The 17,384-nt window shown below is 48.4% G+C and carries 11 protein-coding genes; 5 read left to right on the forward strand and 6 right to left on the reverse strand.

Going from position 1 to position 17,384, the window contains the following annotated elements:
- Positions 1-42: 42 nt before the first annotated feature.
- The 3 genes from infC to CLV42_RS20730 all read left to right on the forward strand — a co-directional run bounded on the left by infC (position 43) and on the right by CLV42_RS20730 (position 4,328).
- Positions 43-741, forward strand: coding sequence for a translation initiation factor IF-3 (gene infC, locus CLV42_RS20720; RefSeq protein ID WP_211303500.1), 699 nt, complete (start codon positions 43-45; stop codon positions 739-741).
- A 131-nt stretch (positions 742-872) separates the two neighbouring features.
- Entirely contained in the window at positions 873-1,265 is a 393-nt protein-coding gene (locus CLV42_RS20725) for a response regulator (RefSeq protein WP_106603859.1), read from the forward strand.
- Positions 1,266-1,283: 18 nt separating this feature from the next.
- Positions 1,284-4,328: an ATP-binding protein gene (locus CLV42_RS20730; protein WP_106603860.1), complete on the forward strand. Its 3,045-nt coding sequence runs from the start codon at positions 1,284-1,286 to the stop codon at positions 4,326-4,328.
- Positions 4,329-4,375: 47 nt separating this feature from the next.
- Here CLV42_RS20730 and CLV42_RS20735 read toward each other — a convergent pair whose 3' ends face one another.
- The 4 genes from CLV42_RS20735 to CLV42_RS20750 are packed head-to-tail and all read right to left on the reverse strand — an operon-like array spanning position 4,376 to position 11,459.
- A complete protein-coding gene (locus CLV42_RS20735; RefSeq protein WP_170117587.1) occupies positions 4,376-5,692 on the reverse strand; it encodes a DUF4302 domain-containing protein in 1,317 nt (438 codons plus the stop codon).
- 10 nt (positions 5,693-5,702) lie between these two features.
- A complete protein-coding gene (locus CLV42_RS20740; protein WP_106603862.1) occupies positions 5,703-6,551 on the reverse strand; it encodes a zinc-binding metallopeptidase in 849 nt (282 codons plus the stop codon).
- 20 nt (positions 6,552-6,571) lie between these two features.
- Positions 6,572-8,029: a RagB/SusD family nutrient uptake outer membrane protein gene (locus CLV42_RS20745; protein WP_106603863.1), complete on the reverse strand. Its 1,458-nt coding sequence runs from the start codon at positions 8,027-8,029 to the stop codon at positions 6,572-6,574.
- 16 nt (positions 8,030-8,045) lie between these two features.
- Positions 8,046-11,459 carry a SusC/RagA family TonB-linked outer membrane protein gene (locus CLV42_RS20750; protein WP_106603864.1) on the reverse strand — a complete coding sequence of 1,138 codons (3,414 nt, stop codon included), beginning with the start codon at positions 11,457-11,459 and terminating at the stop codon, positions 8,046-8,048.
- Positions 11,460-11,638: 179 nt separating this feature from the next.
- On the opposite strand from CLV42_RS20750, the gene CLV42_RS20755 reads away from it, so the two are divergent.
- The gene (locus CLV42_RS20755; protein WP_106603865.1) at positions 11,639-12,619 is read left to right on the forward strand and encodes a cation diffusion facilitator family transporter; all 981 of its coding nucleotides are present in this window, start codon (positions 11,639-11,641) and stop codon (positions 12,617-12,619) included.
- Here the strand turns inward: CLV42_RS20755 and CLV42_RS20760 are convergent, their stop codons facing one another.
- Positions 12,620-13,807 carry a serine hydrolase domain-containing protein gene (locus CLV42_RS20760; protein ID WP_106603866.1) on the reverse strand — a complete coding sequence of 396 codons (1,188 nt, stop codon included), beginning with the start codon at positions 13,805-13,807 and terminating at the stop codon, positions 12,620-12,622.
- 298 nt (positions 13,808-14,105) lie between these two features.
- Between CLV42_RS20760 and serA the strand changes: the two genes are divergently transcribed.
- Entirely contained in the window at positions 14,106-15,344 is a 1,239-nt protein-coding gene (serA, locus tag CLV42_RS20765; protein ID WP_106603867.1) for a phosphoglycerate dehydrogenase, read from the forward strand.
- Between the two features lie 82 nt (positions 15,345-15,426).
- Here serA and CLV42_RS20770 read toward each other — a convergent pair whose 3' ends face one another.
- Positions 15,427-17,346, reverse strand: coding sequence for a carbohydrate-binding protein (locus tag CLV42_RS20770; protein ID WP_211303501.1), 1,920 nt, complete (start codon positions 17,344-17,346; stop codon positions 15,427-15,429).
- Positions 17,347-17,384 lie beyond the last annotated feature (38 nt).

Consider the following 17,384-nt stretch of genomic DNA (forward strand, 5'->3'; position numbering starts at 1 on the left):
ACGACTACAGACAATTATTAATTTGTAACTTTATTTTTTTTAATGCCACAAGGACCCAGACCAAGTTTTAACAGTAACAACAACAGGGGTAGAAACCCCAATTTTAGAAGAGAACAACAACAGGAACACCGTACAAACAGAATGATACGTGTACCTGAAGTACGATTGGTAGGTGAAAATATAGAAGTTGGGGTATACCGAACAGAAGAAGCCCTGCGTATGGCAGAAGAGCAGGGACTGGATCTCGTAGAAATTTCCCCGAACGCTGTACCACCGGTATGCCGTATCATCGATTATAATAAATTCCTTTACGAGAAGAAGAAGAAGGAAAAAGAGATGAAGGCCAAAGCTCACAAGAGCGAGGTAAAGGAAATCAGGTTTACGCCCAATACAGACGATCACGACTTTGACTTCAAAGCGAAACACGCTGAGAAATTCCTCAAAGACGGTAATAAAGTAAAAACATACGTGCAGTTCAAGGGCCGTGCTATCATGTTTAAAGAACGTGGTGAGCTGATCCTGCTGAAGTTCGCTGAAAGGCTGGCAGAAGTAGGCGCCCTCGAAGGAATGCCGACCATGGAAGGTAAGCGTATGATCGCTATTTTCGCACCTAAGAGCGCGAAAAAGAAGATGGACAGCAAAGAAGCTAAAGAAGAGCGTGCAGAACGTGCACAGCAGCAACCAAGGGAACCTCGTCCCGCAGCTGCGTCTTCCGAAGGCAAGCCTGAACAGGGCGCATAATCCGATACGCTTTATTTACTTGGTGCAATTATATCAAAATGAACCCGGAACCTCGCGTTCCGGGTTTTTTTATGGATTTCCCAATACAGCAGTACTCAAAATTATTTATATTGGGTAAGTTTTGACACAATATGCAGGAGAAGATTATATGCTTTCTGATTGACGATGATCACGATGATCAGGAAATTTTTTCGTTGGCGCTCAATGCGATAGATGAAGAAATTGACTGTATCACGGCCAACGATGGCGTAGATGCTATTAATAGATTGCGTAGAGATCGGGGATTTACTCCCGATTTTATCTTCCTCGACCTCAATATGCTGCGCATGAGCGGCAGGGAATGCCTGAAAGAGATAAAGAAAATTCCACATTTGAATGACATCCCTGTTATTATATACTCCACTTCCTCAGAGCAGAAGGATATTACCGAAACGATGCTCCTTGGTGCCTCCGATTACATCGTAAAGCCCCCCAGCATATCAATACTCACAAAAAGATTGGAGCAAGTTTTGAGAAAGGAATAGTGTTGATTTAACTTATTTATGGAATTAACGAAGACTGCAATCCCCGAATTTCTCAACGGCGGCGGAGAGATGGGGGAACTTATACGCTCCAGAGATTGGTCTGAGACGCCGTTAGGATCCGTGGAGACGTGGCCCCAAAGTTTGAAGACCTGTATACGGATTATTCTCACTTCCCGGCAACCCATGTTCGTCTGGTGGGGACCTGATCTGATCAATCTGTACAACGACGCTTACAGAAGCATTCTGGGCGGCAAACACCCGGAGGTACTGGGTATGCCCGCCAGTGAAGTATGGAAGGAAATATGGGACCAGGTAGGGCCCCGTGCGGCTACTGCCATGCAGGAAAATGAAGGTACTTACGATGAGTCCCTCTTACTGATCATGGAACGTAACGGATACCCGGAGGAAACCTATTACACCTTTTCCTATAGCCCCGTGCCGGGTGACGCAGGCGGCGCTGGTGGCATCGGCGGAATCATTTGCGCCAATACAGACGATACCCAGCGTATTGTCGGTGAAAGACAGCTGATGACCCTGAAAGACCTGGGTAAATACCTTCCGGACTGTGTCAGCGACGAGGATGTCTATGACAGGACGATCTCCATCTTAAAAGAAAATCCAGCCGACTTTCCTTTTGCATGCATTTACCAGACAGACCTGAAGACTGGGATGCTTGAAATGGCAGGAAAAACAGATGCTTCCATTGCCGATAATGTGCTGCCGGTTTCTTTGGAGATTGAATCTGCCCTGGCTGCCGAGTGGACATTCAATCAGGTTATTCATACAAATAAATCACTGATTGTTAATGGATTGAAGGATAAATACGGCCAATTGCCTTCAGGTAACTGGACCATTAGCCCCGACCAGGCATTGGTAATACCCGTTGTGCAAAGCGGACAGGCATGTTCTTTTGCGCTGCTGATAGTGGGATTGAGTCCTTACCGGCAACTGGATGAAAAATACCGTAGTTTTTTCCAGCTGGTGGCCGACCAGGTGGCCAGTAGCATTGTAAACGTGCATACGGTGGAGGAAGCCCGTAAAAAGGCCGAAGCGCTCATCGAAATAGACCGGGCCAAAACAGCCTTCTTCAGCAACATCAGCCACGAATTCAGGACGCCACTCACACTGATGCTGGGACCACTGGAGGAATTACTGGCGCAACAGGAAGGAACCCTGAGCCTGGAGCAGGAAGCACATGTAATGGCAACACACCGGAACGCCTTACGCCTTTTACGCCTGGTGAATACATTACTCGACTTCAGTCGCATTGAGGCAGACAAGGTGCAGGCAAACTATTTCCCAGTCAATCTTACAACACTTACAGAAGATGTAGCCAGCACCTTCAGGGCGGCAATAGAACATGCAGGACTACAGTTTCATGTAAACTGTCGTCCCTTGACCATAGAGGCCTATGTAGATAGAGACATGTTGGAAAAGATCATTCTTAACCTGTTATCCAATGCATTTAAATACACATTGCGGGGCACCATCACACTCTCGCTCGAGCAGCAGGATGACAACGCCATACTGCGTGTAAAAGATACAGGTGTAGGCATTCCGGCAGAGGAGATCCCTCATATGTTTGAACGCTTTCATCGTGTTAAATACACAAGGGGACGCACCTATGAAGGAACAGGTATTGGTCTCTCCCTCGTGAAAGAACTAGTGTTGCTGCATGGTGGCGATATCAGCGTAGAAAGTGAGGACGGTATGGGAACCTCCTTTACTGTCACGATTCCACTAGGCAGCGCCCATCTGCCTGAAGACAGGATCATGAAGAATGATTATGAAGTGTATACGTCGGGCCTGAGTGAGACCTATGTCAATGAAGCGTTTCACCTGGGCCGTGACAATGGGACCGGTATCAATGGTCATACTCCCGGCGGTGAAGAAAAAGCCCGTGTACTTATTGTGGATGACAATGCCGACATGCGGGATTATCTGCAACGCCTGCTCGAAAAACAATATTGGGTTGATACAGCTGCTAATGGCAGAGAGGCATGTGAAAAGATCATGGCGCATCCGCCAGAACTCGTGGTCAGTGATGTCATGATGCCCGAGATGGATGGTATCCAGCTCCTGAACCATATCAAACACGGACCCGCAACCAGTTCAGTACCAGTTATATTGGTGTCTGCAAGGGCAGGGGAAGAAGCGAAAATTGAAGGGTATGATATTGGTGCAGATGATTATCTGATCAAGCCTTTTTCTGCAAAAGAATTGCTGGCGAGAGTGCGTGCACAGATCAGGGTCTCCCGTTTACATCAACAGGCCATTGACATCCTGCAACATAGTGCAGATGAACTGGAAAAGAAAGTGGAGGAACGTACCGCCGAATTACTGCGTAAGAACTCCGAACTGGAACAGTTTGCCTACATCGCCAGTCATGACCTGCAGGAACCCCTGCGTAAGATCAGGACATTCTCTGAAATGTTACAGAAAGGGTTGCAAAAAGGTATGCCTGTAAATAACTATTTCGAAAAGATCCAGTCCTCTGCTGCACGGATGGCACAGCTGATCAATGATGTGCTGGATTATTCCCGCTTATCACGTACTGACTCACAGTTCATCTCTATAGACCTCAATACCATCCTCCAGCAGGTAAAAACGGATCTCGATCTGCTCATTGAACAGAAGCAGGCCCTTATCAAGAGCAACTGTCTTCCGGCGGTAAAAGGTATTCCTCTGCAGTTAGTGCAATTGTTCACCAACCTGATAGGTAACTCATTGAAGTTCTCTGAAAAGCAACCACTTATCACTATCACAGGAGAGGCCTTGCAGCCATCTGAAAGGCTATCTTATCCCGGATTACAGGACGATATGGATTATGTCAAACTGGAATTCACTGACAATGGTATAGGGTTCGAACAGAAATTCGCAGAAAAGATCTTTACTATTTTCCAACGACTGAATGAAGGAAGACAATATGCCGGTACAGGCATAGGACTGACCCTTTGTAAGAAGATCGTGGAAAATCACCATGGTGCAATAAAGGCTGAAGGAGGACTGAATGAAGGGGCGACATTTACTGTCATGCTACCGGCAGATCACCAGACGTCATAAAAAGGCCGCGATGATTCATCGCGGCTTTTTTATATGACTTGATTCTTTTATTGCGGGAATCCTGTAAAGTAAAAATCAGTATGTTCTACACTTTTCAATTGCCCCAGTTTTCCGTTTCCTCCCTGCGTATCCACAATGAAATCCATCGTAAAGTGGTCATTACGGATGTAATCCAATAGTGGTTTCATGTCAGTGGCAATCAGGGAGGCATTGCCCTGGAAGGCCTGTCCTGTGAACTTAAATACCCCACTGGCGGTCTTGGTGTAAGTGAATGGATAGCGTGCCAGGTAAAGTGAACCATTCTGGATAACATATACATCCACATTCATAACCTGCTGACTAACGTCAAAAGCAAACTCTGTATAATACAGGGTTAACCCATAAGGCCCATTCACTAATGATGTCGCAATATTTGAATAGATGGTGGTAAAGCTGTCAGACCATCCCGCCATCTGCTGTGGAGGCACGATCAGGGAAGAAAAGTCTACTCCCAGCAATCTGTGCATGGGCACTACCGATGTGAGAGCGACTTTTACTTCTATCCGTTGACCATCTATTGTCACATAAAAGACCTGCCGGGCATTATCCCAGAACACTTCATGGAAGCTTTTACCCCCATAGACGATGGGTTGTTGAAGGTAGATGCCATTCAGCGTATAGTAGTAAGGGCTGGACAGCAACTGTACCTGGTTCGCATCATCGATATAAATGAGGGTGAAGGTCTTGGTAAAAGTATTGACACTTACCTGCAGTTTCTTCCCGTCGGAAAACTGCAGATAGAGCCAGGGGTTCTGCAGCATATAGTCTTCCATACTAGAAATCAGGTTCGCATAATTGCCGGCGGCATATGCTTCCGCTTCTGCCTGGGTAGCTTTTACGAGGACCATCTTTGTGCTGAAAGAGATGCCTGTCAGCTTGATAGTATCAGCAGAGACACTGTCTATGGAGTATTCAAAATCAACTGAATAGCCTGTTCCGGTTTGTCCGTTGTACACATTCGGATCCGGGTCAGACAGCAGGTGGAGATAGGAATAAGTATCAAATAACAGGGATGGTCTTTGCACCGCTTTCAGGCGATAGGTGCTTTCTTTAGCAGTACCTGCAGCATCCAGGGACACGTCGCTGTACATAGTAACCCGGTCATTCGTACCGAACCGGAAATAGAAGCTGTAAGCGCCGCCTGCGGAAGGATACACCACTGTTTTCCATCCATAGGTACTGCCTGTGAGCGTGGCCTTATATTCCGCCAGGGCTTTCTCCATCCGCTCTTCCGGTTTCTCTCCCAAAAGCGATGTGGTTTTATCTTTTGTACATCCTGCAAAAAGGATCGCCAGCAGGATGATATATAGTCTGTTGTGAAGCATGTTTCCTGTTTTACAAATGATTAATTGCATCCTGTACCCGGCTCTGGAGATTATAAAAATCAATGTTCCAGCTCTCTTTGAAGTAACGGACGATGATCGCTTCTTTCTGCTGGAATTTGACCTGCGCATCAGCCGGAGCGGAAGCAACAATAGCCTGATATCCGGTTTTGCCTTCCACCAGCATAGTAGCTACCATTTCTACAAAGTCTTCATCCGGCGCACTGCGGGCATATTGTGTAATGAAACCTCTTGCCAGTGCTTCATCCAGGGTGTAGTCATTCCAGCTGCCGGTATAACCGGTGGAAATACGTTTGTACTCCACAGGATACATGATGGTCTGGTGCAGGATGTGTGCAAACTCGTGGTGAATGGTATGGAGCATTTCCCGCACAAAAGGCTTATCGGTGAGACTGAAGTCATTGAGCCAGAACAACACGATCTTACGGCCACCTTCGGCTGTACCGAGGGTAATGGTATTGTTGGAATTGAACTGCGGACTACCCACCAGCACAAACTGTTTCTGGCAATATGTCTTGAAGAAGGTTTCTCCTGCTTCCGCGATATAGGGCGCTGCCCAGGTCTTCAGGATGGTGGACATCACCGGTTCTACTTTCTCCTCCTTTACAGGCACCAGCGTTTTATCCAATGTCAGTTCGTAGCGTTCGAAGCGGTATTTCACTTCTATGTTATATGGTTTGGTAAAGGCCGAATCTATCCAGAAATCGATGGGCCCTTTTTCCCAGGTCTCGCCACCCAGTCCGGGGATGTTCACACTGTTTATTTTATCATCCTTGGAGCAGGCCATAAGACTGCCAAGAAAGATAAAGGTCAGTAACAATTTTATATGCATTTGTTTCATAGTCAATTAGTTTAAGCGGATTAACGGGGATTCAGCTGAATACCAGCCAGTTTCACTTCCTGTGGAAGCTGGAACAGCCGGCGGGGATCAGTCGGTGTCAGTGTTTCAGATTCGCCGGCTACACTGGTATGATTGACAGGAATGTTGTAGCGGAGTATATCAAACCATCGCACGCCTTCCTGGATGAATTCTGCCTGTTTAAAATCCAGCACAGTAGCAATCAGGGCTGACTTGATATCCGAGGTGCCGTAATAGTTGGTCAGCTTCGTATCGGTGATCCTGTAAGCAGTGCTGTAGTTTTCTATGCGCATGCTGGCATAATCGTTCAGGTCCTGTTTGGCGGCCGTTAAGTTACCCAGGTAGATATTGGCTTCCGCTCGGTTGAACAGCGCTTCCTCTGCTGTGAAGAGCGGGAAGATGGTATAAGGAATACCAACGTCTGCATTGGCGCTGGAACGTACGAAGTGTTCGCGGAATTTCAGTACCAGCCAGTTCTCCGTATTGTTACCGGAGTAATACAGGGGTTGTACCCAGGTAGCGCCGGTTACATTCCGGAAGATGAACAGGGAATATACCAGGTCTGTTCTCAGGCCATAGCGGTACGAACCATAGGAGCGTGCCCAGTTGGAAGGGGCTTCGACTAGCAACAGGTTGGCCGTTTCGGTCGCCTTTGTGTAAATGGCTTGCATTTCTGTACCTGTCAGCTGACTGTACACCGTTACCCAGGGGCGCAGGTTGGCTTTGATATTTCCACCGGGAAATACATTGTCCGCATATGTGATCACCTTCTGATAATCCTTTTTATAGAGGTAGAAGCGGGCAGCAAATGCATTAGCTGCAGCTTTGTTAAAATGGTATTTAGGCACCTTGTAGGAGGTATTGTCAATGAGCGGCATACCTTCCAGCAGGTCCTTTTCTATCTGTTCGTAGACGTAGGCAACGGTCTTCCTTTCGTATTTACCATTTACCACCTTTTCAGGGGTCGTTACATAAGGGACACCCGGGTCCTGGCTGGCAGTAGCGGCATCATAGACTTTGGAGAACAACGTCACCAGCATGAAGTGGTTGTATGCCCTTGCCACCAGCGCCTCGCCTTTCTGGGCGTTATAGTCAGCAGGATTGTCTGCCTTACTGATGGCGTCCAGCGCCTGGTTGGCTGCTGCGATTGCCTGATAACAGGCATTCCAGTAGTTGGTGGGCGATCCCTGCTCTCTTTCGGTTACATCCCGAAAGAAGAAGGGGTTCGTGTTGACCTCTTCACTGAGGGTTCCGCCTATGCCTTTATCGGCTGCATTATCAGAAGCGGCTTCGGTAAAGGTGGCATAATCTGCCTGTGGATAGGCGGTGGCCAGCAACTCGGCCACCTTTTCCACGGTATTGAGCTGGGTACGCTGATCAGGGGCCTGTTCCAGGTACTTTTTACATCCCGCAGAGAGGAGTAAGGTGGCAGCAAGTATATAGTAGGTTGTCTTTTTCATCTGTCAGTATTTTGCGTTATAAACCTGCTTTCAGGGAGAATGTGAACTGTCTTGGTATAGGCAGGGCTACACCACCTGAATTGAAGAATTCGGGATCCTGGCCATTCAGACGGTCGTCTGAATAGATCAGCCAAACGTTATTGGCTACCAGGCTGACAGACAGGTTATTAAAGCCTGCATGGCGTATCATTTTCGGCGGCAGATTGTAGGAGAGCGACACCTGCTTCAACCTTACGAAATCCCCATTGGCTACGCGGGCGGTAGAGTAGTTGTAGTTATTGTAAGGGGAGGCGCCATTCAGCTGCGACTGACTCAGCTTGTCCATTACGGAAGGTACATTTGTACGGTTTTCATCACCGGGTAATGTCCAGCGGTTCAGGAAGTCATTCGAACTGGCGTCCAGGTCGGAGTAAATTTGTTTGAAACCGGGATTCAGACGGATCTTGTTACCTGTACTGTAGGTTACCAGGGCCGACAAGGCAAAATTGCTGTAACGTACGGTATTGTACCAACCGCCAGTCAGCGTTGGATCTACAGGACCGTTATACACCAGGTTCTGTATCTTATCACTCTGCAGGTATACATTGCCGCTTTTCGCACCGTCCTGGTTGGTGAACAGCGGAGTACCGTCTTTCGGGTTCAGGCCTTCAAACGGTATGGAATAGAGGCCGCGTACAGGATGTCCCACCGTAGCGCCACCTTCTGCCACCACCAGGTCCCAGATGATAGGAATGTTCTGCAGGTTGGTGATCTTTCCCTTATTATAACCCAGGGTCAGCTGGGTACGTAGTCCCCATTTACTTTTATTGACGATATTATAGCCGATGGTAGCTTCCACCCCGTGCGATTTCATGTCGCCATAGTTGGCGATCTTGATACTTTCCCCGCCAATACCGGAGGTACGGATAGGACCTATCAGGTCGAAGCCTTTGCGCATGTAACCATCTACTGTAATGCTCAGTTTATCCTGGAACAGGCCTGCGTCAATACCAACGTTGGTCTCGTACTGCTTCTCCCAGGTCAGCTCCGAGTTTTCCAGGCTCTGGATATAGATGGATGATTCTATTTCTGATAGGTAAGGTCGGTTGGTGCTGCGGTTCTGTAATACCACGCTGGAGTTCCGGGCATTACCCATACTACCGGTAAGACCGTAGGTTGCGCGGAGCGTCAGCCTGTTAATGTTGTTCTGGCCACGCATAAAGTCTTCCGTATCTACGTTCCAGGAACCGCTCACATTCCAGGTGGGCAGCCAACGCGCTGTACGGGATTCGCCCAGCAGGTTGGAACCGTCATACCGGATGCTCGCATTGAAATTGTATTTCCCTTTATAGGAATAGGCGGCATTGGCGAGGTATGCCAGGTAGCGGTCATAGTTCATCGCCATGCTGTAGTAGTTGAAGTTATTTTCAACATTCTGCTTGATGATATTAGGATCTATGAAAGGCACGCCACCTTTGTCAAACTGGTAGCCGTAACCGTCGAACTGCCTGTTCTGCCGGTTGGCATAACGTAATTCCTGCGCTCCCAGGAGGTTGATCATGTGGATGTCGTTCCAGTTTTTGCTGAACTCTACCGTGTTACGGAAATAATAGCTGACCAGGTAATCATCCTCCGTCGTATAAATACCGCCATAAGGTAGTACTACTACTGGTTCTGCCTCCGGATTATCAGGATTGCGGTAGAGGAAGCGGTTCCTGTCCCGGATGGTGGCATCACCAGCCGCCCGGTAGGCCTGGGGCATATTGGAGTTCTCCTTGATCTTGTGTTCCTGGGAGGACTTCACATACCGGATGTTGCCCAGGAAAGTATATTTCAGGTTCTTGAGGATCTTATATGAGAAGTCGCCCTGTAGTTTGATATCGAGCTGGCTGAGATCGATGTAGTTGTTGTGCAGCTCATTCACGATATTAAAAGGGGCGAAGTTGCGCGTAAAGTATTCCAGCTTGCCTCTTTCATCGTAGGCGGTGAGGGCACGGCTGGTATTAAGTACGTAGCTATATGGATTGATGTCAAAGTCCCGGTCAAACTGCCCCGTTACCGGGTTGCTGTTCCTGTTCAGGCTTCCGGGCACCCGCTGGTCGCGGATGACAGCCTGTGTAATGAAACCAAAAGAGACTTTGTCACTGATGTTGTAATTGGCCCTTACGTTGCCGGTAAAGCGCTTCAGCTTATCTGCTATTGTCCAGCCCTGGTCCTGCAGGAAGCTGGTGGAAACGTACAGCTGTGATTTGTCTGTACCGGATGAAACGCTAAAGGAATGTTCCTGCATAAAGGAATTGCGGAACAGTACATCGAACCAGTTGGTATTGGCCTTTGCATACCTTTCGAGGAACTGGCGTTTGGCTTCCGGCGTATTCTCCAGTCCAAACTTACCAGTAGCAGGGTTATAGGTATCAATGAGGTTGTACATCTTGGTATAGACGCCGCCATTCTCTGCACGGGTGGCATCTGAGTGGTTCAGCCAGCCCTTTAGGGAAAGCTCGTTATAGAAAGCCATTTGATCATCAGATTTCATGATGTCAAACTGGTTGTAAGTCGGCTTCAGATATGACGAGAAGTTGCCGGTATACGAGATGACGGGCTTACCGACTTTCCCCTTTTTGGTTGTGATCACCACAACGCCGTTCATCGCACGGGCGCCATAGAGGGATGTCGCTGCAGCATCTTTCAGGATCTGGAAACTCTCGATATCGTCCGGGTTCAGGCCCGCCACAGAAGAGCCCAGCAGGGTAGCAGGGTTACCGGTAGAGAGCTGCTCGTTAGAGACGTTGATCACATCTTCGAGTACAACACCATCCACCACCCAGAGGGGTTTGTTGTCGCCGGTAATGGAAGTGGCGCCGCGTACACGGATCTTCGGCGCTGCCCCGAAGGTACCGGATACGTTCTGTACGCTGACGCCAGCTACCTGGCCTTCCAGCATACGGCTCGCATCTGTAATACCGTCACGTTTAACGTCGGAGCCTTTGACACTGGCGGCGGCTCCGGTGAAGAGTTTACGGTCAATGGTCTGGTAACCTGTCACAACTACCTCTTTCAGGGCGCTGATATCTTCATCCAGGATCAAACTGATGGGTGTGGCGGCAGAAGCCTTCAGTTCCCTGGATTTATAACCGACCATGGAAAAGGTAAGGGTAGCGCCTCTTTTTACGCGTAACGTATAGGCGCCTGCGGCATCCGTGACAGTGCCGTTGGTAGTACCTTTTTCAATGACATTGATACCGGGAATGGCCTCCGGTCGACCGTTCTTGCCATAGACACGGACAATACCTGTAACGGTTTCCAGGGCAGGCTGTTGCTGCTGAAATAGTCCGTAGGCAGCGGGGGAGACGGCTTTACTGGTCAGGGGTGAAGCATTTGCATGGATCCCGCAGAATGCGCTGCATACAAGCAGGCATAACCACTTTGCTTTTGGGCTGAAAATGTACATACTACAGATTTTGGTTGCTCATTAAAGGAGCTGAAAGAAAAACGATTATACTATGATACTCAGGATTATTTGCTTATTAAGGATAATTCAACGCAATTCTACATACAGTTATCAGTCACAGAACCCTCTACTAACTTACGCAATATTTTCCTTTTCTTTGTGGATCAATCCATCACGTTTTGCAGAGAAGAGAATTACGCGTTATACTGGTATCACTGATTGTCAGCTTTATTTTGACGGGAACCAAATTTGCGGCATGGTACCTGACCAATTCTGTCGCTATTTTATCTGACGCACTGGAATCCATTATTAACGTAGTTGCCGGAGCTTTCGCCTGCTACAGTATCTATCTGACGGGTAAACCAAAGGATGAGAACCATCCTTATGGACATGGAAAAGTTGAGTTCTTTTCCATCGGTTTCGAGGGGGCTATGATTTTTATTGCGGGCGTGCTTATTCTTTTCAAGACAGCACAGTATTTTTTCCATCCAACGTTACTGGACAAACTGGATAAAGGCGTATGGCTGATTGGCGGCACTACGCTGGCCAACCTGCTGTTGGGCTTATTCCTGGTGCGGGAGGCGAAAAAATTATCGTCGCTGACCATCAGGGGCAATGGTCAGCATATTATGACCGATGTGTACAGTAGCCTCGGACTGATAGCCGCCTTGTTACTGATCCACTTTACCGGCTTTCAATGGATTGATCCGCTGGCATCCCTGCTGATGGGCGTATTGATTTTACGGAAAGGATACCAGTTATTGAGAACTTCCATTTCCGGCCTGATGGATGAAACGGATATGCGTGTAGTGGACAGGGTGATAGAGATCCTGAGCGCTCATAGACACGCTAACTGGATTGATATCCATAACATGAGAGTGCAGCAATATGGGAACAACTATCATATCGATTGTCACCTGACCCTGCCTTATTACCTGGAGCTCAGCGATGCGCACGACGAACTGAAAGCGTTGGAACGGATGGTCAATGTGGAGTTTTCCTCCGGAGAAGTCGAATTCTTCATCCATACAGACCCCTGCATCCCGCTCTGCTGTCATTATTGTCAACTGGCGGAATGCCCCGTAAGACAGGACCGTTTCACAGGCCTGATCACATGGAAGAGAGAGAACGTGCTGCCTAACCGGAAACACGGGGAATGATTATTCCTCCCCGTCTTCGGTGCCATGTCCCAGAATGGCGCTGATGGGCTTCACTGCACGATAAATATTACGATTGTATTTATTACCCAGGATGATAATAGTGGAAGTATCTTTAATGATACGGTTGAAGACGGTATTGTTGCCATGCCACCAGCCATTGTGATACACTATTTCGCTGCTGTCTGGATAGACCATTAAACGCCAGCCCAGCCCGTAATTCCGGATACCCGGTTTCTCATGACTATAAGGCATGTAAGCGGCCTTAATCGTTTCGTCGCTGAATAACTGACCACTGTAAAGGGCCTGGTCCCATTTAAGCATATCCCTGGCGGAGCTGTAGATGCCTTTATCGCCTACGACACCATCAAAGTATGTATCCGGCTCTAACTGGCCATTGTATTTGTGGCTGGCCGTCTGATGAGGACGTACGGCGGTAGCGGGGGCATACACAAAAGTATTGGTCATGCCCAGCGGGCCAAAGAAGGTGTGCTGCATAAATTCGGCATACTTCTGTCCGCTTACCTTTTCGATAATGGAACCCAGCAACATGTAGTTCGTATTACAATACTGGAAATGTGTGCCCGGTGCATGCTGTATACGCGGACGGTGTTTTACCATCAGCTGGACCACATCGTCATTGGAAAGGAACTTATCTTTGTCTGGCCAGATGCTGTCGCAAAAGTAGAGGTAGTTCGGCAGGCCACTGCGGTGAGACAGTAACATCTGGAGCGTAATACCTTTATATGGAAATTGCGGGTAATATTTCTGTACGGAGTCAGTCAGGCTGAGCTGCTTCTTTTCCATCAACCAGAGAATGCCCATAGCCGTGAAGGTCTTGGACACTGAGGCCAGCTGGAAAGAGGAGCTGTCGTTCATGGCAGAAGCCCTGTTCCGGTAGTTCTCCAGGCCGTGGTAGCGTTCAAAGATCACTACGCCTTTTTTGGCTACCAGCATGGCACCGTTGAAACCGGCATGCACCATATCCTGGTAAAAAGCGGTCAGTTCTGTCTGCTGTGATTTAGTAACCGGTGAGTTGAGGACAGCGAGCGCTGCTTCGCTCATTTCTTCTGTCCTGGGAGTATCTTTTGTTTTGGTATTACGATAACTATTGGCCGCGTTGCTCTGGCATGCGGTAATGGCATATAAAGCAATCCCTGAGATAGTCAATACAATATAAGCTGCTTTCATTCTGCTAGTTAGTCTCGATTCTGTTTCTGCTTAATTATAAAGGCACTAAAATTAGGCCCTAATGTGCTGTTACGCAAAAAAAATGGTTCCGAATAAGCGATTTTAAAGGTATTTTAAGTTTTAATCCTCTAAAACGGTCAAAAAAGGCCAAATGTGCTATAATTTTTGACGAAATCAAATTTGAAGGACAGACTGTTTGATAATTGCTGAACATCTTTTAGGTTTGTGCCTTCGTTTGGCGATATTACAATTATTAAGCCAATTGTTTATTGCAATTGGTAACACATAAAATATAATCATGGATCAGCAAAAGTTGACAAGTTATCCGAAGGAGAAGATCAATATTTTATTGTTGGAAAATATCAGCGATGCCGCTGTGGCGGAATTTACATCGGCAGGATATGCTAACGTAAAAAGGCTATCGGGCGCATTGGGCGAAGAAGATCTGATCCGTGAAATAAAAGATGTTCATCTGCTGGGGATCCGTTCCAAGACCCAGGTCACCAAAAATGTCCTCGCAGCCGCCCAGAAGTTGCAGGCGATTGGCTGCTTTTGCATCGGCACCAACCAGGTAGATCTGAAAAGTGCCCGTGAAATGGGCGTGGCAGTATTCAACGCACCTTATTCAAATACCCGCTCTGTAGCGGAACTAGTGATCGGCCTGTCCATTATGCTGATACGCCGTATCCCGGATAAGAACTCCGCAGCGCATGAAGGTGTCTGGATGAAAGAGGCGAAAGGTAGTTATGAACTGCGCGGCAAGTCGCTCGGTATCGTCGGCTACGGGAACATCGGCAGCCAGGTAAGCGTATTGGCAGAGGCGATGGGTATGAACGTGTTCTACTACGACGTGGAAACCAAACTGCCGCTGGGTAATGCCGTACAGGTCCGTACCCTGGAAGCACTGTTTGAAATGGCGGATATCATCTCCCTGCACGTGCCATCTACCAAGACCACGGCCAATATGATCAATAAAGAGACGCTGAAATATGCCAAGAAGGGCGCAATCTTCATTAACTACGCCCGCGGCGAAGTGGTGGAACTGAACGACCTGAAAGATGCATTGAGCAGCGGACAGCTGTCAGGTGCGGCCATTGACGTATTCCCGGTGGAGCCGGAAAAGAATGGCGCTGCTTTCTCTACGCCGCTGCAGAAGCTGCCTAACGTGATCCTGACACCGCATATCGGTGGTAGTACGGAAGAAGCACAGCACAATATCGGCCTGGACGTGAGCGCCAAAATGCTGAACTACCTGGAAAAAGGCGCCAGCTTCGGTTCTCATACCATTCCAGCTATCAGTGTACCGGCTGTTGACCATACACACCGTATCCTGCACATTCACCAGAACGTGCCTGGGGTACTGTCAGAGATCAATACGCTGTTATCTCAGAATAAGATCAACATTCTGGGGCAGTACCTGAAAACAAACGATGCCATTGGTTATGTGGTATTGGATGTGGACAGCAAATTGTCTAAGGAAGCATTCTCCTTACTGAAGGAAGTGAACCATACGATCAAGACGAGACTGTTGTACTAATCGGAACCGTCTTAAAAAAATATAAGGGTGTCCCGCTGTTCGGCGAGACACCCTTTCTTTTTGATGCTGTTTAAGGATTCACTTATTCAGCCTTCTGTACTTTTACTCGTTGATGATAGGTACCGCTGGAAATGTCCAGGATGTACATGCCTCTTGGCAGGCTGCTTACGTTCAGGGAATAGGTAGATTGTTTAGACTTTACCACAGCACGCAGTACTGGCCTTCCGGAAAGGTCATAGATCGCAACACTGTGGGAAGTGATCTTAGCCGGCAGGGTATAGTTGAGCTGTGTGCCGAAAGGATTCGGATACACAATTCCTGCGGTTGGCTGTGCTGATTCCACCGGAGCGGATACTGCCAGTGTAGCAGCGGAGGTCACAGGACCCACAATAGTGAAATTGAATTTCTCCCATCCGTCAATGGTAGGACGGTTACAGTTCATCGCCTGCTCTCCGTTTTCAGAAGATACATACATGCTGTTGTTACCTCTCAGTGAAATGGTGCCGTCAGCATTGGTGATCCAGTCGAATGCCTCATAGGTAGCCGCTGTCGCGCGGTTACAGTTCATTGCTTTGGTACCGTTTTCGGAAGAAACGAATTTACCCATGCTGCGCAGATTTACTTTACCGTTGCCGGCGTCCAGTACGGAAAACTGTTCCCAGGTCTGCGGAGCAGTTCTGGTGCAGGTCATGGCCTTAGTGCCGTTCTCACCACTTACATACATGCCGTTGCTACCTTTCAGGGTAATCACCTGGCCGATAGGAATAACTGATGGCGGATTGCTGGCAGAAGTGAAACGGATCCAGTTCAGATTAAAACCGGCAGTGGCCACCTGCACACGCAGTGTCTGTTCACCTGCTGCCAGGTCAACGGAGGTATTCACTGTGGTCCAGGTCTGCCATGCACCGGTAACCGGTACAGTGACATTGCCCAGTACAGCACCGTCTTTTCTCAGTTCGATAGCGCCACCGGCAGTCTGGCTGGCTACCCTGAATTCTACATTGTAAGTGCCCGCAGTCTGGACATTCACTTTGTAATCAAGCCAGTCGCCTGCATCGGTGTAGCCGATGTTTAATCCGCCGCCTGCATCGGTGGTCGCCTCGGTTTGGATACCGCTCATGGTGGTGTAGTTCTCCGCCTGTACCGTACCAGGGATCGGAATGGCAGGAGCAGGGCCTGCATCAACACCGCCCAGCCACAGCAATCCGTCAATGATAAACCTGTTCTGCATCTCACTGGCGAACGTAGAAGACGTAGCCGTGTTGGTAGAATAGTTCATCGCGTCATGACCGAAGTTGGCATACAGCATTTTGTAGTTCTTGTTGGTCCACATGATGGGATAGTAGCCGCTATACCATGACTGGTTAGGATCTGTTCCCAGCGGGAAGCTCACAGGATCTACAGATGTGAGGATCTTAATGTTGCTGTTGTTGCGCAAGTCATTTGACCAGCTATACCATTCGCTGACAGCGGAGGTATAGGTAGTTGGCAGACGCTTTGTGCTGGGATGCGTATTGTCTTCTACACGCAGCGTAGCGCTTGTAGGTCCCCAGGTGTTGGTCTGGAAATTACCGCTACCCAGGAAGGTGTTGTAATACCAGCTCCAGCCGGCAGCATTGTCTGTGTACGCAGAAACGTGGAAGCCCATCCAGCCGCCGCCATTCTGCATGTATTGCTGAAATGCGGAGCGCTGTGCGGGATCGGTAGGCGAATCATCCAGGAAGAGCACTACCTGGTACTGCGACAGGAAACTGGGGTTCAGATTACTCCAGTTTGTGGTGGCTTCGTAAGAGAAATTGTACTGGGCTGCGATAGCCGGAAACCATTGGTTTGCCTCTTTACAGAAGGCAATGTGAGCCGCATCATAGGTACCGTGGTAGAACGCGATGACCTTGAAACGGGGCGTTTGCGCCTGGACGTGGAATGCTGCAGACAGCAGCAACATGACGAATAATGCGAACATGCGCATTACCCGCTTGTAATGGAAATTGCAGGTTGTCATGAGGGACAATTTAATAGTTATTACGAGGGTGGTATAGG

This window comes from Chitinophaga ginsengisoli (genome assembly GCF_003014595.1).
GTDB lineage: Bacteria > Bacteroidota > Bacteroidia > Chitinophagales > Chitinophagaceae > Chitinophaga > Chitinophaga ginsengisoli.